Source organism: Aquabacterium parvum (assembly GCF_001447195.1).
GTDB lineage: Bacteria > Pseudomonadota > Gammaproteobacteria > Burkholderiales > Burkholderiaceae_C > Aquabacterium > Aquabacterium parvum.
Window position 1 is genome coordinate 11,810 of sequence record NZ_LFRI01000206.1, and the last position, 21,193, is coordinate 33,002.

Genomic DNA, 21,193 nt, shown 5'->3' on the forward strand with positions numbered 1-21,193 from the left:
GCCAGGGCTGCGGCTCAAGCCGCTTCGAGGCGATGGCGGCGGCGCCACTGCGCGGGCGGCAAGCCCGTCCAGGCGCGGAAGGCGCGGGTGAAGGCGCTTTGCTCGGAATAACCCAGCAGCAGCGAGATCTCGGCCAGGTCGAGGTGGCCATCGAGCAGGTGGGCCTCGGCCAGGTGGCGACGCGTGTCGTCGAGCAGTTGCTGGAAGGTCGTGCCCTGCTCGGCCAGGCGGCGCTGCAGGGTGCGCGGGCTGCTGTGGTGGGCCTCGGCCAGCGCGGCCAGCGAGGTGCGGCCCTCGCGGATCAGGGGCACCAGGGTGAGCCGCCAGGCGTCGACCACGGCCGGCACCTTGGAGACCTGCTGCAGCAACTGGCGCGCCTGCTGGTCGAGCAAGTCGGCCAGCGCCGGGTCGGACTTGCGCAGCGGCATGGCCATGTAGGTCATGTCGAAGACCACGCGGGTCAGGGGCATGTTGAACAGCACCTCGCCCCCGAAGAAGTCGCGGTAGGGCTGAACGTCGGCCGGCGGCGGGTTGACGAAGGCAACCTGGCGCACCGGCCAGTAACGGCCCGTCATGTCGCGGGCGAGCTGCACCAGCGAGGCGATGGCAGTTTCATCGACCAGGGCACCAGGGCGACCGCGTTCGACGCCCCATTCGATGGTGACGCCCTTTTCATCGAGCGAAACGTGCGCCGGGTTCACGTCGTACACGGAGGCGTGATAGCGCTCCATGCGCTGCATGGCTTCGGCGAGGTTGCTGCAAGCCAGCGCGGCGTAGCCCACCACGCCGAAGTGCCTGGCGCTGACGCCTTCCGCAATGCGCAAACCCAGCCCGGGGCGGCCCTCGAGGGAGTCGACCCGGCGCAACCAGTCTTGCCACTGGCTCATCGGCACGAAGTGCTGCGATGGCTCCGGGCGAGGACCCAGCACGCGCTGACCATCGAGCCCCTGGCGGTCCAGGTACTCGTACAGCAATTGGGCAAAGGACGCGGCGATGCGGGTTTCGGCCATGGCAACAGCACCAGAGGCACAACAGTGGATCGCGAATCATGCACGCCCGCCCCCACCCTGCCCATTCGGGCTAGATGGGAGGCGCCGCACATCACATTGACGCCATACGTCAAGAAAATGTCTGAGCAGGTCAAGCCAGGATCGGCCGAAATGACGAGCATAGGAACGCCAAACGCTGCCCACCGCAGCGGTTTACCCCGATTGCCCGCCGCCCGACATGACCCTGCTGAGCGCCCTGCCCGATCTGCTTTCTGCCTACGTCACCTCCTCGCTCACGCCTTTCGGGGGGGTGGACCCGCACGTGGACTGGCGCGACGCCTTCCTGATGCTGCTGTCGCCCTTGTTCTTCGCCGTGGTGGTGGCCGAGTGGCTGCGCATGCGCGGTGAAAAGCGCCAGGGCAAGGCCGTCTACGACTGGCGCGACTCGCGCGACAGCATGGTGCTGGGCGGCGTCTACACCTGGCTGGACGTGGTGCTGGTGCTGGTCTTCGTGCTGCCAGCCATGAACTGGGTGCACACCCACCACCGCCTGACCAGCATCGAGCTGACGCCACTGAGCTTTGCGGCGCTCTACCTGGGCGTGGAGTTCTGCTACTACTGGTTCCACCGCGCCAGCCACCGCATCCGCTGGTTCTGGTGCGCCCACGTGGTTCACCACGGCTCGGAGCACATGAACTTCACGACCGCCATGCGTCAAAGCTGGCTCTACACCTTCGCTGGCAACTGGCTGTTCTACCTGCCCATGGTGTGGATCGGCTTCGAGCCCAAGGCAGTGCTGCTGGCGCTGTCGTTCAACCTGGGCTACCAGTTCTTCGTGCACACGCAGTGGGTCGGCAAGCTGCACCCGCTGATCGAGCTGATCTTCAACACGCCCTCGCACCACCGCGCCCACCATGGCCGCAACCCTCGCTACATCGACAAGAACTACGGCGGCACGCTGATCGTCTTCGACCGGCTGTTCGGCACCTTCGTGGAAGAGACCGAAGCGGTGGACTACGGCCTGGTGCGCCAGGTGCACACGCACAACCCGTTTTGGCTGACGCTGCACGAGTGGGCGGCCATGTTGCGTGACGTGATGCGCCCCGGCCCGCTTTCTTTGCGACTCAAACACATCTGGGCCCCACCAGAATGGGAACGCCCGGGCACACAAGCAGCGGATAATCGCGCCCATGCATCCGAAAGCGCTCCTCGACCTCACGACCCAGCTCATCCGTGAGGTGCTCAAGCTCGACGCCCCGGCCGACAGCATCGTTTCCTACTTTTTCCGCAAGCAAAAGGCCCTGGGCCAGCGTGAGCGGCACGCCCTGGCCGAGACGGCCTACGCCGTGCTGCGCCAGCGCCTGCTGTGGGCCCACCTGGCGCAATCGGGCCACGGCCCGCAAGAGCGCCGCCTGGCCCTGCTGGCCTGGCAGGGCCTGCCCCATGTGCTGAAAAACGGCGCCACGCCGGACGAACTCGCCTGGCTGGCCCGCACCGCCACCATCGACCGCACCCAGCTGCAAGACAAGCTGCGCCACAACCTGCCCGACTGGCTGGCCAACCGCCTGCGCGAGCAACTCGACGACGAAGGCTTCTGGGCCCTGGTCGAGACCTTCTCGGCGTCCGCCCCGCTTGATTTGCGCGTGAACACGCAAAAGGCCAAGCGCGAAACCGTGCTCGAAACGCTGGCTGCCGCGCAGATCGAAGCCGGCCCCACGCCTTATTCGACCATCGGCATCCGCATCCCGGGCAAGCCGGCGCTGCAGAAGATGCCGATTTACACCGAAGGCCACGTCGAGGTGCAGGACGAAGGCAGCCAGTTGCTGTCACTGCTGACAGCCCCCAAGCGCGGCGAGATGGTGGTGGACTTCTGCGCCGGCGCCGGTGGCAAGACCCTGGCCCTGGGCGCACTGATGCGCAACACCGGCCGCCTGTACGCCTTCGACGTGTCGGCCCACCGCCTGGACAACCTCAAGCCGCGCATGGCGCGCAGCGGGCTCTCGAACGTGTACGCCACGCAGATCGCCCACGAGAACGACGACCGCATCAAGCGCCTGCGCGGCAAGATCGACCGCGTGCTGGTGGACGCGCCCTGCTCCGGCCTGGGCACGCTGCGCCGCAACCCCGACCTGAAGTGGCGCCAGTCACCCAAGGCCCTGGAAGAACTCAAGGTCAAGCAGACCGCCATCCTGGACAGCGCAGCGCGCTTGCTGAAACCGGGCGGGCGCCTGGTTTACGCCACCTGCAGCGTGATCCCCGACGAGAACGAAGGCATTGCCGATGCGTTCACGGCGGCACACCCCGACTTCGTGCCGCTCAACGCCGCCGAGGCGCTGACTTCGGCCGGGGTCGAGAACGCGGCCAACCTGGTCACGCCAGCGGGCCACCTGCGCCTGTGGCCGCACCTGCATTCGACCGATGGGTTCTTTGCGGCGGTGTGGCAGAAGAAGGATTGAGCCGAACCGATAGGTCAGGAGAGGTTGGTAAGACGCTGGTGGCCCAAAGCACGCCGGGATCACCTGCCCCTTGAGCCATACCAATTGGTTGGAGAAAGACCGGAGGAAGACCGCTGCACAACTGGCCCGCGGCGGTGTAAGTTGCGGCTGATGGCGCGCTGACTTGGTCACCTCTGCCTCGTTTGAGAGATGCCCCCCTTGTCTTGGCCTGAGGTGCTGTTTGTTGCGGCACCTTGCCACAATCAAGAGACACTGCTGCGTGCAAACTGCGCGTCCGAGGGCCATGCCACCGGCCCAGCAGCATGCGCTTGAACATCGACAGGGCGCATAAGCTTAAGGACCTCCACCGTGCGTGATCTCTCGCCTGTACAAGCCCTTGAACTTGTGGGCGATGTCGCCCAGTCCAGCACCTCATGCAGCTTCATGGTTGATGCAGCCTTGACCATCGGCAGTGCACCGAATGGGGGAAAATAGGGCATCGCGCATCTATGCGACCGTGATGCCTCAGATGGCGCAAGCCGCAGGCCAGTTGTGCAGCAGTCTTCCAGCGGCTCATGAACGTCTAGAGAAGCCTAGGCGATTCAGCTTCAGAGAACAGCACCAACAGCACCAACAGCAAGATCCGACATGGATCGCAATATCTGACAAGCCCATCAAAATAGGCAGAAATACGATGCCCTCATCAAACAACCACTCAAGGAGAGATGATGAGCATCGAAAAAATACTAGGGCGACATGAAGTCAAGACGCCGGCGGATTTCAAGAAAATGCCACTCGAATATCAGGAGCTTGTTCAGCACTTGATGATCGTGCATACAGAGGGTGAGTTAACAGGCGCAGATGACTACACCCAAGTTTTTTACAACATGGCCCCCAATGCCTACGAGAAAAAAATATGCTGCGAACGCGCTGCTGAGGAAATAGAACATTACGAACTGAGCGCTCAAGTATTAAAAGATATTGGGGTGGACACCAGCCACATGCTCACCCAAAACTTCAAAGACAGGCCATACTACGCAAACGAGCTGGTGCGCGGAGTAAAAAACTGGATGGAGCGAGGAATATTCTCCTTCTTGGGGGAGGCTGTCGTGCTCGAGCACCTCCTTGAGCTGAAGGACTGCAGCTATCTACCTTTTGCGGAAATATTCGATCGGCAAATCATCAAGGACGAGCACGTTCATGTCGCCCACGGCTTTCGGATTGTCCGTGAGGCCTGCGGGACTGAAGCTGGTCGACTGGAGGCCCAGGCAGCGCTTGATCGATTGTGGCCCCATATATTGGCCTTGTTTGGATCAGAGCAGTCCAAGCGGTCGCAGGACTACGTGAAATGGGGTTTGCGCCGAACCCTAAACGGAGAATTGCGCGCCACCTTCCGCCAGAAGATCATCCCAAAACTCTCGAGCCTCGGGCTGTCTGTGGATCGAGTAGAAGAAGGGGTGAACCAATGATGCGCAGCCATATTAAAATTCATAGTTCTGTTAACGAGCAGGCAAACCTGCTACTGCGCAACGAACCTGGGTGGTATGAACGCTTCGAGGCGGTCAAGCGATTCTCCAGCACAGTGCGTGCATCCGAGTACCACCTTACAAATGCATGCAATATCCGATGTAAAGGTTGTTGGTTCTTTGAGTTTGGACATGACAAGACAGCGAAAGAAGAGAAGTCCCTCAGTGAATGGGAGGCGTTTATCCTCCGCGAGCGTGCTCGCGGCGTGAACTCCGCATTGCTCATTGGTGGAGAGCCAACCATGTTCCCTGAGCGTATTGCCGCTTTTGCTCGCGTCATGGATACTGTCTCGGTTTCAACCAATGGTCTTCTGGCCTTGCCGATGAACGAACTGTTTAGCAAAGTCACGGTGTTCATATCTCTGTTCGGAGGTGGCCCACTTGACGACGAACTGCGAGCCATCAAACCAAGCGGAAAGGCGTTTACAGGCCTCTTCGACACTGCGCTCGGCCACTATAATGGCGATCCGAGGGTGACATTTGTCTATGCGGTTACAGAAGATGGTGTGCCCTATATTCACGATACCGTCAAACGCATCCATGAAAACGGCAACAAACTGACCTTCAATTTTTACAGCAAATATAATACCGGGCACCCCCTTCGGATGCAAAACGAAGGGCGACTACTGGCCACCATGACCGAGATGAAGGAGAAGTATCCCGATGCTGTTTTGAATCATCCGGAACACATTCGCGCAATCGTCACAGGTTTGGCATGGTGCGGTACGTTCGGCGGTGATGTTTGCCCAAGCGTGAGTTTCAACCATCCCGAAAACGCGGAGCGGTTGGCCAATGGTCATCCTGTTTTGCCTGGCTTCAATGCGGTAAAGGCAGATCTGAAAACGCTGGAGCGGTGCTGCACCTCGGGACACTGCCGTGACTGCCGCGACAGTCAAGCGGTCTACAGTTGGCTGATGGTTAGCTTGAAGTCTTCGCTTGACAGCACGCAGGCGCTGAAGTTCTGGGTTGAAGCTGCTGAGTCTTATTGGAGCCAGTTTATTTGGTCGCCATACCGAAAGGCTACTCAGTTTGAACAGGGCCGTCTTTTCGCAGCGTAGTCATAAAGCAAACGGGCGCGGCCGTCAGGCTTGCTAGCCAAGAGGCAGTGTCCGATAAGCCTTTAGCCAACGTGTACCTCTGTCCGCGAGCATCACTTCCTTTCGGGCGCCCCGACATCCTGCATGCGCTGAGCCCATGGCCTCGACACCTGGCTACCTGTCAAGCTCCCCTCAAAACAGGACATCGAACGAACAAACGGAACTGGCCGATCTGATCCTGTCTGGCAGGTGTCGTCCTCCTGCTCGTAGAATCGCTCTGACCTCGGAGTAAAGCCAGCCCCTACTGCCGCGACTAGCGGCGGGTAGGCCTTATGATGGTGTGCGGCGCATCGTCTGCGACGCTCTCTGAGCGCGATCAAAAGCATAGAAGTATTTACGAATATATACAGGGAAGCAAATGAATTCTGAAAAATTTCTTTCCGAAAGGATGAGGCGGGCGCAGTCATCTGCGGTTCGCGAACTGCTGAAACATAGCAAAATTCCCGGCATGCTTTCGCTCGCAGGTGGAATTCCAGCGGCCGACCTGTTTGATATCCAGGGACTCAGAGCCGCTGTCGAAAAGGAAGTTGATTCTGAGGACGTTGGCATTTTTCAGTATGGACTAACTGAAGGCGACCCAGATCTCCGCAGCGCGGTTTCTGATTTGATGACGCAGCGTGGGGCACCTGTTGAGGCGGAGCAGGTCATCATTACCAGCGGCTCACAGCAGTTCCTTGAAATGGCATGCAAGGCCTTTATCAATGAAGGTGATGCCATCCTTGTCGAACGTCCAACATATTTGGCGGCACTTCAGGTCTTTGATTTGGCTGGTGCTCGTGTTGTATCAGTGGAGGGTGACCAGGACGGAATCAGAGTGGATCAGGTAGATCGCGCGTTGGCGCAGTCTCCTGTGAGGCTCATATACGTCGTAACCAACTTCGGCAATCCAACTGGAGCAACGCTTTCACTTGAGCGTCGAATCCACCTTGTCGACTGTGCAGTCCGACATGGGGCCCTAATCCTAGAAGATGACCCCTATGGAGAGTTGCGCCTCAGTGGCTCGCCTCTGCCGAGCCTTTACCAAGTGGGCAAGGAGCGCCACGGCAGTAACTCACCCGTGTTGTATATGTCATCCTTCTCCAAAATCCTAGCACCTGGGCTGCGCGTTGGGTGGGGTGTGGTGCCTGCCGAGTTCAGCAACTATCTAACAATAGCTAAGCAGGCCATCGACCTGCACGCCAGTTCCCTGTCGCAGCGAATCGTGATCCGATACCTCGCTGAGGGGCGACTGCCCGAGCGACTCGATTTCCTGCGCGAACAGTACCGCCAACGCCGCAATGCATTGCACAAAGCCTTGTTTGATCAATTGGGAAACCATATTGATTTCAATGTACCTGATGGCGGCATGTTCCTATGGGGGCGCTTAAAGAACGGGTTGAGCGCCGCTACTCTTTTGAATTTCGCCATAGAGCAGAAAGTGGTCTTTGTGCCGGGGGCTGCTTTCTACAGCGACAGTCCGGACCCTTACGCGATCAGGCTGTCGTTTGCAACCATTACGCCCGAAATGGCACGAGAGGCTGCAATTAGGCTATCAAAGGCAATCGACCAAGCGCTTGCGAGTTCGAAACCGAATATCGCAGGCTGACCCGCGCCCAATTTCAACTGAATTGATGACACAGTTATGTTATGCCCAAGTTTTGACTTGATGAAGCATGCCGACCGCAAGCGCCTCCTAGGACGCGAACCAATCAGAGAAAGCAGTGCGTTCGGCTGGAAATCCCTGTACTTCGAAAGGATCGAAGCCGATGAGTTCGAGACCATGGAACACACCCTGACCGACCATTACATGATGGTGAAGGTCAGTCCGCTGTCGCATGCAGAGCGTCGATTGGACGGGCGCACATGTCTGGAGCGCCAGATCCGGGGTAGCAGTGTGTACATCCCGAAAGGATGCCCTCATCAGGTGAGGTACACATCGCCGCTGGGGCAACTGTACTTGATGGTCATATCCTCCGACTTGATAAAGTCCGTTGCAATAGAGATGGGAGTCACCTCATTGCCAGAGAAACCCATTTTTACCAAGCAGAACAACTTTCTTCTTGAGGTTGCTTTGTCCATCGACCAAGAATTGCAAGCCCGCAACCCTCATGGGCCAGTTTTTTCAGAAATCTACGGTCGATTGCTCGCTTCGAAAATAATCGCGACGGTCGGCAACTCGAATATTGACAACACGTCGCGTCGGATTGCTTTGACCACCCGCCAACTCCGCTGGCTTGACGATTTCATCGACGCCAACTTGGCTCACAAGATTACTTTAGAGGACATGGCAGGGCAGGTCGCTCTCAGCCCATTTCATTTCTGCAGGGTATTCAAAGAGGCAACTGGCATCACGCCGCATGCGTACTTGACTGGCCGGCGGATCGATTGCGCCAAGAAGGGCCTTCAGTCCGATCATGCATCGATTCTTGACGTAGCTCTATCCGCTGGCTTCAGCGATGCATCACATTTCTCGCGTGTGTTCAATAAACACACAGGCGTCAGCCCAAGCGAGTACCGTCGCGAGGTGAATTGTTCAACGTCCAGAGCAATCTCATGAATCACGCCGAGTACTCACCAGGGTTTCACTTCGAGGAGATGATCGACATTCCCACCAAGGACATAAAGTTGTTTGCTAGTCTAGTGGGGGATGTCAACCCAATCCACCACGATCTCGCCACAGCCATGCACCGTGGTTACGAGGGCCTCGTCGCATGCGGGCCGCATGTTGCATCCTTGCTGGCCGCACTTTTAACCAAGCAGTTTTCGCCCCTGGGGCCTATGCTGGGACTGGGCTTCAACGCCCGGTTCACGCGCCCTTATCGGGTTGGGCCGGCATTATTTTCGTGGACTGTCGTTAACAGCCGCCAAAGCTCGAAGAACAATGGTTTGATACTTCGCCTGAATGGGACGGTACAGCAGGGTGCGGTTGGGATAATCCAAGCCACATCTACAGTGCTAATCATGCTCGAAACCGGCCCTGCTGTACATCACGGCTAACTTTCATGGTCTGAGAAAAGCCTGCATAAACCGACCTTGAAGGGCGGATTCATCAGACTTTCTCCCATCATCTCCTTACCAATCTCAGAAAAAAACAAGGGGGCCACAGCGCCCCCGTTGTCGTGTCCGGCAGGACCACTATCAGGTCAGAACAGGCTTTCCTTGACGTAAATGATGTCGTTGGGCTTGAGCTGGTCGTTCAGCCCCGGCTCGATCACCGTGACCTGGCCAGTGGCCTCATCGCGGCGGTGCACCTTGATGCCACGTTGCGTGCCGCGCAGCGTCAAGCCACCAGCGTTGGCCAGGGCCTGCAGCACGGTGGTGCCACGCGTCAGCACCTGAGCGCCCGGGCGCTGCACCTCGCCATACATGTAGACCTGCGGCGCGCGGTCCACCCAGACGGTGTCGCCATTGCGCAGCTCGAAATCCGGCTCCGAGCCCACCGAAGCGAACACCCGGGTGAAATCGATTTCCTTGCGGAAAGGCTTGCCGTCCCGCGTGCCGGACACCACCACGATGTCCGAGCCCGAGCCCGGGATGATGCCGCCGGCCATGCCCATGATTTCGCTGAGCTTGTTGTTCGAGGCGATCACCGGGTAGCGGCCAGGCTTGTTGACCATGCCCAGCACCGAAACCTGGTTGGCCGCTGCCGTGACCAGCAAGATGGAAACCTGGGGCTGCTTGACGAAATTGCCGCTCTTGAGGCCGTTGGCGATGGTTTTTTCAGCATCGATGACGGTCTGGCCGCTGAGCTTGACCGAGCCCAGCAGCGGGTAGCTGATGGTGCCGTCGTCGTTGATGCGGGTCTCCAGCGTCAGGTCCTGGTTCTGGTACACGTTCACGCGGATGACGTCGCCGGGGCCCAGGGCGTAGTCCTTGTTGGCCTGGACGGCCACCGATGCCGATGCCGATGCCGGGGCCTGCGCCAGGGCGGCAGCGCCAGAAAAGGCCATCAAGGCGACCATTGCTCCCTTGAGCATGTCACGCATCCAAATCATGTGCACGATCCTTGTCTTGAAAAATCCTGAAGCCGGACTCGCCTGAAGGCCACCGGCGGCGCCAATGTATCACCGCGCCGCGACACCCGAGCCTGGTGATGGATCGCCAACGGCCGTCCGGGTTCCCTTCTCCTGCCCCCCCTGTGTGCGGGACAGGTAGTCGGCCACCGACGCGGCCGGCATCGGGCGGGCGATGAAGTAGCCCTGGATGTCATCGCACCCCAGGGCGCGCAACATCACCAGCTGCTCCTCGGTCTCGATGCCTTCGGCAGTGGTGTCCAGATGCAAGGCCCGGGCCAGGCTGATGATGGCCGTCACCACGGCCTGGGCGTCCTCGTCGCTGTCGAGCGAGCGCACGAACATGCCGTCGATCTTGAGCTTGTCCAGCGGGAAGCGCCGCAGGTAGGCCAGCGACGAGTAACCGGTGCCGAAATCGTCCATGGCCACCCGCACCCCGCGGCTGCGCAGGGCCGACAGGGTGGCCTGGGCCCCATCGTGGTCCTCGATCAGGGCCGATTCGGTGATCTCCAGCTCCAGGCGCTCGGGCGCCAGGCCGGTCTGTTGCAGCACCTCGTCGACCAGGTCGATCAGCGAGGAGCTGCGGAACTGCACCGCCGAGAGGTTGACCGCCACGCGCAGCTCGCCCGGCCACTGGGTGGCGATGCGGCAGGCCTCGCGCAGCACCCAGGTGCCCAGGTTGACGATCTGACCGGTTTCTTCGGCCACGGGGATGAACTCGCCCGGACTGATGAGGCCGCGCTCGGAATGCTGCCAGCGCACCAGGGCCTCGAAACCGATGACCTCGCCGGTCTGCAGGTGGACCTGTGGCTGGAAGTGCAAGGTGAACTGTTCGGCGGCCAGGGCCAGGCCGAGCTCCTGCTGCAGGCGCACCCGCGAGCGGGCGGTCTCGGCCATGGGCAGGTCAAAGAAGCGATAGGTGTTGCGCCCTGCCGCCTTGGCCGCATACAGCGCCAGGTCGGCGCACTGCAGCAGCGACTGCGGGTCAGCCCCGTCTCGCGGCGCCAGGGCCACGCCGATGCTGGTGCGCGACTCCAGCATCACGTTGTCGCACTGGTAGGGCTCGGCCAGCAACACCAGCAGGCGCTCGGCCAGGGCGGCGGCCTCGGCCTCGTCGGCGTAGCGCCAGGTCAGCAGGGCGAATTCGTCGCCCCCCAGGCGGGCCAGCAGGTCACCGTCGACCACGCAGGTCTTCAAGCGGGCGCCCACCTTGCGCAGCAGCTGGTCGCCCACGCCGTGGCCGAAGGTGTCGTTGATGTTCTTGAAGTTGTCCAGGTCGATGAACAGCAAGGCACACGGCCGCTGCGCACCCTCCTGCCCCGCGCCCAGGCGTCCCAGCTCGGTGCTGAAGCGGTGGCGGTTGGCCAGGCCGGTGAGCGAGTCCTGGTTGGCCAGGCGGGCGAGCTCCTCACGAGCCAGGCGGGTCTGGGTGATGTCCGAGCCCACGCCACGCCAGCCGGCGGCACGCCCTCGGTCGTCGAACAAGGGCTTGGCCGACAGCGCCCACCAGTGCAAGTGCGGCCCCACCGACACGGGCAGCTCCAGGTCACGGAAGGGCTGCCCCATGCGGATGGAGGTGGTCAGGCTGGCCAGCGACTCGCGTGCCGCAGCGTCGTGTTTCGGCAGCAGCGAGGCCAGCAGCTCCAGGAAGGGCTGTTGCTGCAACTGCCGCTGAGACATGCCGAACGACTCCGCCAGGCGGGCCGAGACGTGGCGCAGGTGGCCGGTGGCGGAAATCTCCCACAGCCAATCGGAGGCATGCTCCTCGAAGTCCCTGAGCAACAGGTCGATCAGCTGCTTCTGGCGATCGGTTTCGGCATCCGCGCGCAGGCGGCTCATGAAGGTGCGCGCGTTGGCAAAGATCACACTCGACATCACCAGGGTGTAGACCACCAGCAGCACCATCAAGGAAGCGCTGGTGGCGTAGGTCGAACTCAGCAAGCCGATGATGCTGCCCACCCCCAGCGTGGCCACGTAAGCCCAGGCCGCCAGCAAAGTGGGGCTGAGCATGAAAGCGCCGCTGCAGATCATGCCGACCACCACGGCGGCGATCAACAGGGCCTCGGCGTGGCTGGCCTGGGGAAAGACGATGACCGGCATGACCGACCACAGCGCACCGTAGGCGATGACATGGGCCACCAGCGTGCGGGTGGCCCCCGGCATGGCCACGGGCCGGTGACCGGACGTGATCAGCTGGCGCCACCAGAAGATGGCGATCGGCAGCGTCAGGGACACGGTCAGCCCCCAGACCACCAGCCAGACATGCGGCAGCGAGTCCCAGAAGACGCTGCAGATGACCACGGTGTTGATGGCGTTGCCCACCGACACGAAGGGCATGATGCTCAGCAGCGCCAAAACCTGGCGCGCACGGAAGTACCTGGCCAGAGGGCCGTCAAGGGCCTCGCCGGGCATGGCATCCAGCATCCAGTGCTCGATGCGCGTCTTCCATTGGGTCGACCAGGATTGCTGGGTGGTGGACATCCCTGTCATGGCTGGGTAAAGCTGTGGCTGCTCATGAGATCGGCGCGCAGAGGTGAAACTTGACCGAAGCCCCGGGCCAAGTTCCACGCAGACCGGGCTTTCGGTCGCATGGCACACCGAATGTGGATACAGAGCGGTGCCAGATCCACCTCAGGCCAGGGCCAGCGGATGGCGTACCATCTCCGGCTCCCTGCATTGCGATGCTGTCATGAATTCCGACAAAAACCTGTCTGACGCCGAACGCTCTTTGCGAGACGCGGCCCTGGAATACCACCGCCTGCCCAGCCGCGGCAAGGTGGCCGTGAACCCGACCAAGCCCCTGACCAACCAGCGCGACCTGTCGCTGGCCTACTCGCCCGGCGTGGCTTACCCCTGCCTGGCCATCGAGCAAGACCCGACCCTCGCGGCCGAGTACACCTCGCGCGGCAACCTGGTGGCCGTGGTCACCAACGGCACCGCTGTGCTGGGCCTGGGCGACATCGGCCCGCTGGCCTCCAAGCCGGTCATGGAAGGCAAAGGCTGCCTGTTCAAGAAATTCGCCGGCATCGACGTCTTCGACATCGAACTGGCCGAGCGCGACCCGGACAAGCTGATCGACATCATCGCCTCGCTGGAGCCGACCCTGGGCGGCATCAACCTCGAGGACATCAAGGCGCCCGAGTGCTTCTACATCGAGCGCGAGCTGTCCAAGCGCATGAACATCCCGGTGTTCCACGACGACCAGCACGGCACGGCCATCATCTCCAGCGCGGCGCTGCTCAACGGCCTGGAGCTGGTGGGCAAGGACATCGCCCAGGTCAAGATGGCGGTCTCTGGCGCGGGCGCGGCCGCGATCGCCTGCCTGGAAGTGATGGTGGGGCTGGGGCTCAAGCGCGAAAACATCTTCGTGTGCGACTCCAAGGGCGTGATCCAGAGCGAGCGCGCCGACGCGCTGGCCGGCAAGCTCGACGAGTCCAAGCAGCGCTTCTGCCAGGTCACCTCGGCGCGCACGCTGGCCGACGTCATGGAAGGCGCGGACGTGTTCATGGGCTGCTCCACGGCCGGCGTGGTCACGGCCGAGATGGTCAAGACCATGGGCAAGCAGCCCATCATCCTGGCGCTGGCCAACCCCGAGCCGGAAATTCGCCCCGAGATCGCCAAGGCCGCGCGCCCGGACTGCATCATCGCCACGGGCCGCTCGGACTACCCGAACCAGGTCAACAACGTCCTGTGCTTCCCGTACATCTTCCGGGGCGCGCTGGACTGCGGCGCCACCAAGATCACCGAGGCCATGAAGCTGGCTTGCGTGCGTCAGATCGCTGATCTGGCCAAAGCCGAAATCTCGGACGAAGTGGCCGCCGCCTACCCGGGCCGCGAGCTGCGCTTCGGCCCCGACTACCTGATCCCGACGCCGTTTGATTCGCGCCTGATCCTGCGCATCGCGCCGGCCGTGGCCGAAGCCGCTGCCGCATCGGGCGTGGCCACCCGCCCCATCGCCGACCTCAAGGCCTACCGCGAATCGCTGTCGCAGTTCGTCTCGAACACCGGCCTGTTCATGCGACCGCTGTTCATCGGTGCCAAGGCCGCGCCGCAGCGCAAGCGCATCGCCTACGCCGAGGGTGAAGACGACCGCGTGCTGCGCGCCGCCCAAGTGGCGGTCGACGAAGAGCTGGCATTCCCGCTGCTGGTCGGGCGCCCCGACGTGATCACCACGCGCATCGAGCGCGCCGGCCTGCGCCTGCAGCCGGGCGTGAACTGCGAGATCGTCAACCCGGGCAAGGACGACCGCTTCAAGCAGTACTACGAGGCCTATCACAAGCTGCGCGCCCGCGACGGCATCAGCCCCGACTTGGCCAAGGTGGTGGTGCGCCGCTCGAACTCGCTGATCGCCACGCTGCTGGTCAAGATGGGCGACGCCGACGGCATGATCTGCGGCGTCATCGGCCGCTACGACTTCCACCTCGAGCACATCCGCGACGTCATCGGCGTGCGCGAAGGTGCGCACGGTCTGGCCGCGCTGAACGCGCTGATCCTGGAGCAGCACAACCTGTTCATCGCCGACACCTTCGTCAACGAAGACCCGACGGCCGAGCAGCTCGCCGACATCGCCATGATGGCGGTCGAGGAAGTGCAGCGCTTCGGCCTGCCGCCGCGCGTGGCCTTCCTGTCGCACTCGATGTTCGGCTCGAGCAACCGGCCTTCGGCCAAGAAGATGCGCCAGGCGCGCGACATCTTCGTGCAACGCATGCCCCACATCCCCGCCGATGGCGAGATGCAGGGCGACGCTGCGTTGAGCGAGTCGGTGCGCCACAAGCTGCTGCCCGACAGCACGCTGGACGGCACGGCCAACATCCTGATCTGCCCGAACCTGGACGCGGCCAACATCCTCTTCAACGTGTTGAAGATGACCGGTGGCAACGGCGTGACGGTGGGCCCGATCCTGATGGGCGCGGCCGCACCGGTGCACATCCTGACGCCTTCGGCCACCGTGCGACGCATCGTCAACATGACCGCCGTGGCCGTGGGCCATGGCACGCCAGCCCAGGCTCGCTGAGTCGGGCCGCGAAGCCTCGGGCGCCGTGAGGTTGCCCGGGGCACGCCCTGCACAACATCGGTGCAGCACATAGACTGCCGCGATGAGCCAGTCCGCCGCCACGCCCTCTTCGACCTCCCACCTCGGGCTCGGCTACGCCGCCGCACTCGGCACCGTGGCCATCTGGGCGGGCTTCATCCTGATCTCGCGGCTGGGTGGCAAGAGCGCCCTCACCGGCTGGGACATCGTCGCGCTGCGACTGGGCACGGCCGCGTTGATCCTGCTGCCGTTTTCGCTGAAGCTGCCTGCAGGCACCTGGCGCGACCGGCGCCTGTGGACGCTGGCGCTGATCGGTGGACTGCTCTTTCTGGTGTTGGCCTACGCGGGCTTCAAGCTCGCGCCGGCCGCGCATGGGGGCATCCTCATGCCGGGCATGCAGCCCTTCCTGGTGACGGCGCTGGCGTGGGCCATCCTGGGCACGCGCCCGCCGCGCCAGCGCGTGCTGGCTTTGCTGCCCATCGCACTCGGCGTGGTGTGCGTGGCCGTGCCGGTGATCGCGGGGCTGGGGCATGGCCCGTCCACGCTGCCCGGTGACGCGCTGCTGCTCACCGCGTCGGTGGCCTGGGCGGCTTACAGCGTGCTGGTCAAGAAGTGGGTTTACGACCCTTGGCTGCTGACCCGTTTCGTGGCCATCGCCTCGGCGCTGGTCTACCTGCCGGTTTACCTGCTGTGGCTGCCCAAAGGGCTGGATCAGGTGCCGGCTTCGATGCTGTGGCTGCAGGCGCTCTACCAGGGCATCGGTCCGACCATCGTGGCCATGATCCTGTTCCTCAAGGCGGTGTCCATCCTGGGGGCCGAGCGCATGGGCGCGCTCGTGGCCCTGGTGCCGGTGCTGGCCGGCCTGGGCGCGGTGCCGCTGCTCGACGAGCCGCTCACGCCCTGGCTGGTGGCCGGGCTGGCGCTGGTGTCGGGTGGCGCCTGGCTGGCGTCAAGGCCAATCCGACATTGAGGGACGGCTGGGCGTCATCCCTCATCTGCGGCATGGGCCAACCGTTGCGCCGGACTTAAACTGCAAGCAGATTCACCAGGGCACCTCAGTTGGTTGCCCTGAAACACCCCAAAACACCCCAAAACGCCCCGAACACCATGAACACTTTGCGCCCTGCCCTCCTGAAGTCGTTTCTGGCTGCCTGCATGGCGTTGGGCGGCGCAAGCGCCCATGCCTTGAGCTTCGAGTGCGTCAACCTGAGCAACGACTGCACCACCGCAGGCACCAGCATCGCCAGCTGGAGCTTGTCGAACAACGTCCTGAGCATCAGCAACGCAGCCACGGTCGGCAACCAGGCCGTCATCACCGGCATCAGCTTTGACCTGGCCGCAGGGCAGTCGGTTTCACTGGCCGGCACCCAGGGCACTGGCGTGCTGTACACCACCGGCAGCGGCGCCAACCTGCCCGCCAGCCTGGGCTGGAGCATCGACGCGGAGTTCAAGCCCGCCACCAAGCCCATGACCAACGGCATCAACGCCGGCGAAACGCTGTCGTTCCTGCTGGGTGGCGTGTCCCTGGCAGACATCCAGAGCGGAGCGTTCCGCTTTGGTGTGCATGTGCAGGCCCTGCCGACTTTGGGTGGCAGCGAGAAGCTGATCAACACCACGGCCGTGCCCGAGCCGCAATCGCTGGCCCTCGCGCTGGCAGGTTTGGGTTTGGTCGCGAGCCTGGCACGCCGCCGTCGTGCGTCGGCTGCGCGCTGAAAATTCGCTGAGTGCTGCTGGACGACCCGGACACCGCCGGTCGCCGCCCCGATCAAACCGCCCCTGTCACCAGGAGGCGGTTTTTCCATGCCTCACAAGCTCAGCTGCTTGGCGATGATCTCGTTCATGATCTCGTGCGTGCCGCCGCCGATCGCGAGGATGCGGTTGTCGCGGTAGAGGCGCTCGACCACCGACTCGCGCATGTAGCCCATGCCGCCAAAGATCTGCACCGCCTCGTAGGTGACCTTGTCGGACACCTCGGTGGCGAAGTTCTTGGCCATGGACACCTCCTGCACCGCAGGCTTGCCGGCCTGCATGCGGGCGGCGACGCGCAAGGTGTACTCGCGGGCCACGTCCACCTGCGTGGCCATCTCGGCCAGCTTGTGGCGGATGACCTGGTGCTTGGACAGGGGCTTGCCGAAGGTGACGCGGTCCTTGACGTAGTCCAGGCAGGCTTCGAGCGCCATCTGCGCGGTCATGTAGGCCATGACGGCCAGGGCCAGCCGCTCGGCCTGGAAGTTGGCCATGATCAGCATGAAGCCGGCGTTCTCGGGGCCGATGAGGTTGCCCACGGGCACGCGGCAGTCTTCGAAGAACAGCTCGGCCGTGTCAGACGCCCACCAGCCCATTTTTTGCAGGTTGCGGCCCACGCTGAAGCCGCGTGTGCCCTTGTCGATCAGCAGCAGCGACACGCCACCGTAGCCCTCGCCACCGGTGCGCACGGCCACCGTGTAGTGGTCGGCGCGCACGCCCGAGGTGATGAAGGTCTTGCTGCCGTTGACGACGTAGTGGTCGCCATCGCGCACGGCGCGGGTGCGCAGGTTGGCCACGTCGGAGCCGCCACCGGGCTCGGTGATGGCCAGGGCCATGATCTTCTCGCCGCTGAGCACAGCCGGCACGACGCGCTGCTGCACCTCGGGCGAGGCACCACGCCACACGGGCGGCAGGCCGATGTCGAGCGAGCCCAGGCTGGCCACCAGGCCGCCCGAGGTGCTGCGCATGAGCTCTTCGCTGACGGCCACCTTCATGAACACGTCGTGCTCGCCGGTGCCACCCAGGTGCTCGGGGTGCCCGATGCCCAGGATGCCCAGCTCGCCGCCCTTGCGGTAGAGCTCGCGCGGGAACGTGCCAGCCTCTTCCCACTCGGCGATGTGCGGCAGGATCTCCTGCTGCACGAAGCGGCGCGTGGTCTCGCGGACCATGTCGTGGGTTTCGTTGAAGTAGGTGGGGAAGCTGGGGTGGGTCATGGGTGGCTCTGGTGATCTGAACGTCGAGCGACGGGGTTGCCAAGCAGCCTAGGGAATCCCCTTGCCGCCTTCCATCGGTAGTTTACCTATATGGTCATTGATTGACGTTTACGTCACTCGCACACAGAATCGTTCCATCGATCAAGCTGGGTGCACTGCGCCCACGCTGGCCTTTCCTCACCTGCCGAAAACCACCCATGAGCACCCCAGCCCACTACGACAGCATCTTCCGCCCCGGTCTGTTCAAGGACCAGGTCCACATCGTGACGGGCGGCGGCTCGGGCATCGGGCGCTGCACGGCGCACGAGCTGGCCGCGCTGGGCGCCACGGTGGTCATCACCGGCCGCAACGAAGAAAAGCTGGCACGCACTGCCGCCGAGATCACCGAGGACGGCGGCAAGGTCTTCACCGCCGCCTTCGACATCCGCGACGAGGACCAGGTCAAGGCTGCCGTGGCTGCCATCGTCGAGAAACACGGCCGCATCCACGGCCTGGTCAACAACGCGGGCGGGCAGTTCCCCTCGCCGGTGTCGGCCATCTCCAAGCGCGGCTTTGACGCGGTGGTCACCAACAACCTGACCGGCGGCTTCCTGATGATGCGCGAGGTCTACAACCAGAGCATGGCCAAGCATGGCGGGGCCGTGGTCAACATGACGGCCGACATGTGGAACGGCATGCCAGGCATGGCGCACAGCGGTGCCGCACGAGCGGGCATGGCCAACCTGACCAAGACCGCTGCCTATGAGTGGGCCGCCTCGCACGTGCGCGTGAACGCCGTGGCCCCGGGCTGGATCGCGTCCAGCGGCATGGACAGCTACGGCCCGGCCATGGCGCCCATGATCCGCATGCTCAAGGACAACCTGCCGGCCAAGCGCATGGGCCTGGAGGCCGAGGTCAGCTCGGTGATCTGCTTCCTGCTCAGCCCGGGTGCCGCCTTCGTCACGGGCATCACGGTGGCCATCGACGGCGGCGCGCCGCTGCACAGCCCGGTCATGCCCACGCCCAACCACGCAGGGGCGCCCAGCTTCAATGGCTTTCACCGTGCGGTGACGCCTGGCGTGCTGCAGGGCGACGCGGGCTGAACCGCTGGGGCCTGAGCGCCCGGATCGGGACGCCGCTCAAGGCGTGACCAGCTTTTGTCCAGCCCTTTGGCACCAACATGGTCTTTGTCGCTGCCTAGAATCAATGCAACCTTGATTCAAAACAGCGACACCCCATGTCCATGCTGAACGCGGTGCTCGTCGCCGCAGCCCTGCTTTTCGCGGCCAAGTCCATCGCCTGGCTGATCCAGCGCCAGCAGGGCAACGGTGGCATCGTCGACGCCATCTGGGCCTGGGCGCTGGGCGGCCTGGCCGTTTGGTTCGCCCTTGCGGGCAGCGCCGCACCCGACGTGCGCTGGACCCTGGCCGCCATGGGTGGCCTGTGGGGCTTGCGCCTGGGCACCTACCTGTGGCGCCGCAACTGGCGCGCGGCCGAAGACTGGCGCTACGCCAAGTTCCGCGCCGAATGGGGCCCCAAGGCGCAGTCCAAGATGTTCTGGTTCTTCCAGTTCCAGAACCTGTTCACGTTGGCCCTGGCCTGCAGCGCCTTCCTGCCCGCGGCCTACCGCGACGGCTCGCCCGGCCCCGTGGCCCTGGGACTGGCCGTGGCCATCCTGCTGTTGTCGGTGTGGGGAGAAGGCCTGGCCGACGATCAGCTGCGCCGTTTCAAGGCGGACCCCAGCCAACGCGGCCGCGTCTGCGACGTGGGCCTGTGGCGCTACAGCCGCCACCCCAACTACTTCTTCGAGTGCGTGCACTGGCTGGCCTACCTGCCGCTGGCCTGGGGCAGCGACCTGTGGGCCTGGGGCCTGATCGCGCCGCTGGTGATGGTGCTGCTGCTGCTCAAGATTTCGGGTGTGCCCTTGCTCGAAGCCGAAATGGCCCGCCGCAAGCCCGGCTACGCCGAGTACATGCGCCGCACCAGCATGCTCGTGCCCTGGCCCCCCAAGGCTGGCTGAACGCATCGCCTCTGCACATTCGCTGCACAACCTTTGCATCCGATCGCGCATCGGCTGCGTAAGTCCAGTCAGTCCCCCGCGTCAATTCAGGAGATCCGACCATGATGTTCGCACTCGACTGGGCCGAAGCCGGCCTGCTGCCCGATGCCGTGATCCGCGCCGGCATGCGGCGCCTGATGGCGCAACGCCTGGCAGCGCACCACGACATGCCGCTGTCGCGCCGGACGGCCGAGTTCCGCGCCTTCGTCGACCAGCTCAAGGCCAGCCCGATCGCCATCCACACGGCAGACGCCAACGTGCAGCACTACGAGGTGCCGGCGCAGTTCTTCCACCAGCACCTGGGCCCGCGCCTGAAGTACTCGTGCTGCTGGTACGAGCGTGGCACCGAGACGCTGGCCGAGGCCGAAGAGGCCATGCTGCGCGTCTACGCCGAACGCGCCCAGCTCAACGCCCTGCCCCCCGGTGCCCGCGTGCTCGACCTCGGTTGCGGCTGGGGTTCGCTGAGCCTGTGGCTGGCTGAAAAGTACCCTCACCTGCAGATCGTCGGCTTCAGCAACTCGAATGGCCAGCGCGAGTTCATCGAAGGCCGCGCCCGCCAGCGAGGTTTCAACAACCTGCGCATCGTCACCGGCAACGTGGCCACCGACCCGATGCCCGCCGACGCGCTGCAGCAAGGCTTCGACCGCGTCATCTCCATCGAGATGTTCGAGCACATGCGCAACTACCAGCTGCTGCTCAAGAAGGTGCGCGGCTGGATGAAGGACGACGCCAAACTCTTCGTGCACATCTTCGCCCACCCCACCCTCGCCTACCCCTACGAGGTCAAGGACAAGAGCGACTGGATGACCCAGTACTTCTTCCTGGGCGGCATCATGCCCAACGAGCAACTGCTGGCCCAGTTCCAGGACGACGTCAAACTCGTCAACCAGTGGTGGGTGGACGGCACGCACTACCAGAAGACGGCCGAGCACTGGCTGCAAGGCATGGACGGCAACAAGGCCGCCGTGCTGGCCACCTTCAAGCAGTGCTACGGCGATGACGCCGAGCGCTGGGTGCAGCGCTGGCGCATGTTCTACATGGCCGTGGCGGAGTTCTTCGGCTACGAGCACGGCAGCGAGTGGGGCGTGACCCACCTGCTGTTCGAAGCACGTTGAGCGGGCGGC

17 protein-coding genes are annotated in these 21,193 nt (G+C 63.4%); 13 read left to right on the plus strand and 4 right to left on the minus strand.

Features of this window, described 5'->3' with window-relative positions; genetic code table 11:
* Positions 1-14 precede the first annotated feature (14 nt).
* Positions 15-1,010, minus strand: coding sequence for an AraC family transcriptional regulator (locus ABG80_RS07390; protein WP_058087094.1), 996 nt, complete (start codon positions 1,008-1,010; stop codon positions 15-17).
* A gap of 217 nt (positions 1,011-1,227) precedes the next feature.
* On the opposite strand from ABG80_RS07390, the gene ABG80_RS07395 reads away from it, so the two are divergent.
* From ABG80_RS07395 to ABG80_RS07425, 7 genes are all read left to right on the plus strand, one after another.
* Positions 1,228-2,226 carry a sterol desaturase family protein gene (locus ABG80_RS07395; RefSeq protein ID WP_083505906.1) on the plus strand — a complete coding sequence of 333 codons (999 nt, stop codon included), beginning with the start codon at positions 1,228-1,230 and terminating at the stop codon, positions 2,224-2,226.
* The gene (locus ABG80_RS07400; protein ID WP_058087095.1) at positions 2,180-3,445 is read left to right on the plus strand and encodes an RsmB/NOP family class I SAM-dependent RNA methyltransferase; all 1,266 of its coding nucleotides are present in this window, start codon (positions 2,180-2,182) and stop codon (positions 3,443-3,445) included. Before ABG80_RS07395 ends, ABG80_RS07400 begins: the two co-directional genes overlap by 47 nt.
* A 707-nt stretch (positions 3,446-4,152) precedes the next feature.
* Complete coding sequence (locus ABG80_RS07405) at positions 4,153-4,893, plus strand: Phenylacetic acid catabolic protein (RefSeq protein ID WP_235513775.1); 741 nt, start codon at positions 4,153-4,155, stop codon at positions 4,891-4,893.
* Entirely contained in the window at positions 4,890-6,008 is a 1,119-nt protein-coding gene (locus ABG80_RS07410) for a radical SAM protein (RefSeq protein ID WP_235513776.1), read from the plus strand. The genes ABG80_RS07405 and ABG80_RS07410 overlap by 4 nt, the downstream gene beginning before the upstream one ends.
* 397 nt (positions 6,009-6,405) lie before the next feature.
* On the plus strand, positions 6,406-7,632 hold the full coding sequence (locus ABG80_RS07415; RefSeq protein WP_083505907.1) for an aminotransferase-like domain-containing protein: 1,227 nt from the start codon (positions 6,406-6,408) through the stop codon (positions 7,630-7,632).
* Positions 7,633-7,692: 60 nt separating this feature from the next.
* On the plus strand, positions 7,693-8,583 hold the full coding sequence (locus tag ABG80_RS07420; RefSeq protein ID WP_160322487.1) for a helix-turn-helix transcriptional regulator: 891 nt from the start codon (positions 7,693-7,695) through the stop codon (positions 8,581-8,583).
* Positions 8,580-9,023 carry a MaoC family dehydratase gene (locus ABG80_RS07425; RefSeq protein WP_058087098.1) on the plus strand — a complete coding sequence of 148 codons (444 nt, stop codon included), beginning with the start codon at positions 8,580-8,582 and terminating at the stop codon, positions 9,021-9,023. Before ABG80_RS07420 ends, ABG80_RS07425 begins: the two co-directional genes overlap by 4 nt.
* A gap of 146 nt (positions 9,024-9,169) precedes the next feature.
* Here ABG80_RS07425 and epsE read toward each other — a convergent pair whose 3' ends face one another.
* Positions 9,170-10,021, minus strand: coding sequence for a polysaccharide export protein EpsE (epsE, locus tag ABG80_RS07430; RefSeq protein WP_235513777.1), 852 nt, complete (start codon positions 10,019-10,021; stop codon positions 9,170-9,172).
* A 69-nt stretch (positions 10,022-10,090) separates the two neighbouring features.
* On the minus strand, positions 10,091-12,520 hold the full coding sequence (locus ABG80_RS07435) for a putative bifunctional diguanylate cyclase/phosphodiesterase (protein ID WP_058087099.1): 2,430 nt from the start codon (positions 12,518-12,520) through the stop codon (positions 10,091-10,093).
* Between the two features lie 208 nt (positions 12,521-12,728).
* On the opposite strand from ABG80_RS07435, the gene ABG80_RS07440 reads away from it, so the two are divergent.
* The 3 genes from ABG80_RS07440 to ABG80_RS07450 all read left to right on the plus strand — a co-directional run bounded on the left by ABG80_RS07440 (position 12,729) and on the right by ABG80_RS07450 (position 16,784).
* Positions 12,729-15,053, plus strand: a complete 2,325-nt coding sequence (locus ABG80_RS07440) for an NADP-dependent malic enzyme (protein ID WP_058087100.1) — start codon at positions 12,729-12,731, stop codon at positions 15,051-15,053.
* Between the two features lie 82 nt (positions 15,054-15,135).
* Positions 15,136-16,041: a DMT family transporter gene (locus tag ABG80_RS07445; RefSeq protein ID WP_058087101.1), complete on the plus strand. Its 906-nt coding sequence runs from the start codon at positions 15,136-15,138 to the stop codon at positions 16,039-16,041.
* 137 nt (positions 16,042-16,178) lie between these two features.
* Entirely contained in the window at positions 16,179-16,784 is a 606-nt protein-coding gene (locus tag ABG80_RS07450; RefSeq protein WP_058087102.1) for a PEP-CTERM sorting domain-containing protein, read from the plus strand.
* A 92-nt stretch (positions 16,785-16,876) separates the two neighbouring features.
* On the opposite strand, the gene ABG80_RS07455 is transcribed toward ABG80_RS07450, so the two are convergent.
* Entirely contained in the window at positions 16,877-18,031 is a 1,155-nt protein-coding gene (locus ABG80_RS07455; protein WP_058087103.1) for an acyl-CoA dehydrogenase family protein, read from the minus strand.
* A gap of 197 nt (positions 18,032-18,228) precedes the next feature.
* Between ABG80_RS07455 and ABG80_RS07460 the strand changes: the two genes are divergently transcribed.
* The 3 genes from ABG80_RS07460 to ABG80_RS07470 all read left to right on the plus strand — a co-directional run bounded on the left by ABG80_RS07460 (position 18,229) and on the right by ABG80_RS07470 (position 21,184).
* Positions 18,229-19,113: an SDR family oxidoreductase gene (locus tag ABG80_RS07460; protein ID WP_058087104.1), complete on the plus strand. Its 885-nt coding sequence runs from the start codon at positions 18,229-18,231 to the stop codon at positions 19,111-19,113.
* Positions 19,114-19,247: 134 nt separating this feature from the next.
* The gene (locus ABG80_RS07465; protein ID WP_058087105.1) at positions 19,248-20,030 is read left to right on the plus strand and encodes a DUF1295 domain-containing protein; all 783 of its coding nucleotides are present in this window, start codon (positions 19,248-19,250) and stop codon (positions 20,028-20,030) included.
* A gap of 101 nt (positions 20,031-20,131) precedes the next feature.
* Positions 20,132-21,184: an SAM-dependent methyltransferase gene (locus ABG80_RS07470; RefSeq protein ID WP_200964281.1), complete on the plus strand. Its 1,053-nt coding sequence runs from the start codon at positions 20,132-20,134 to the stop codon at positions 21,182-21,184.
* Positions 21,185-21,193 lie beyond the last annotated feature (9 nt).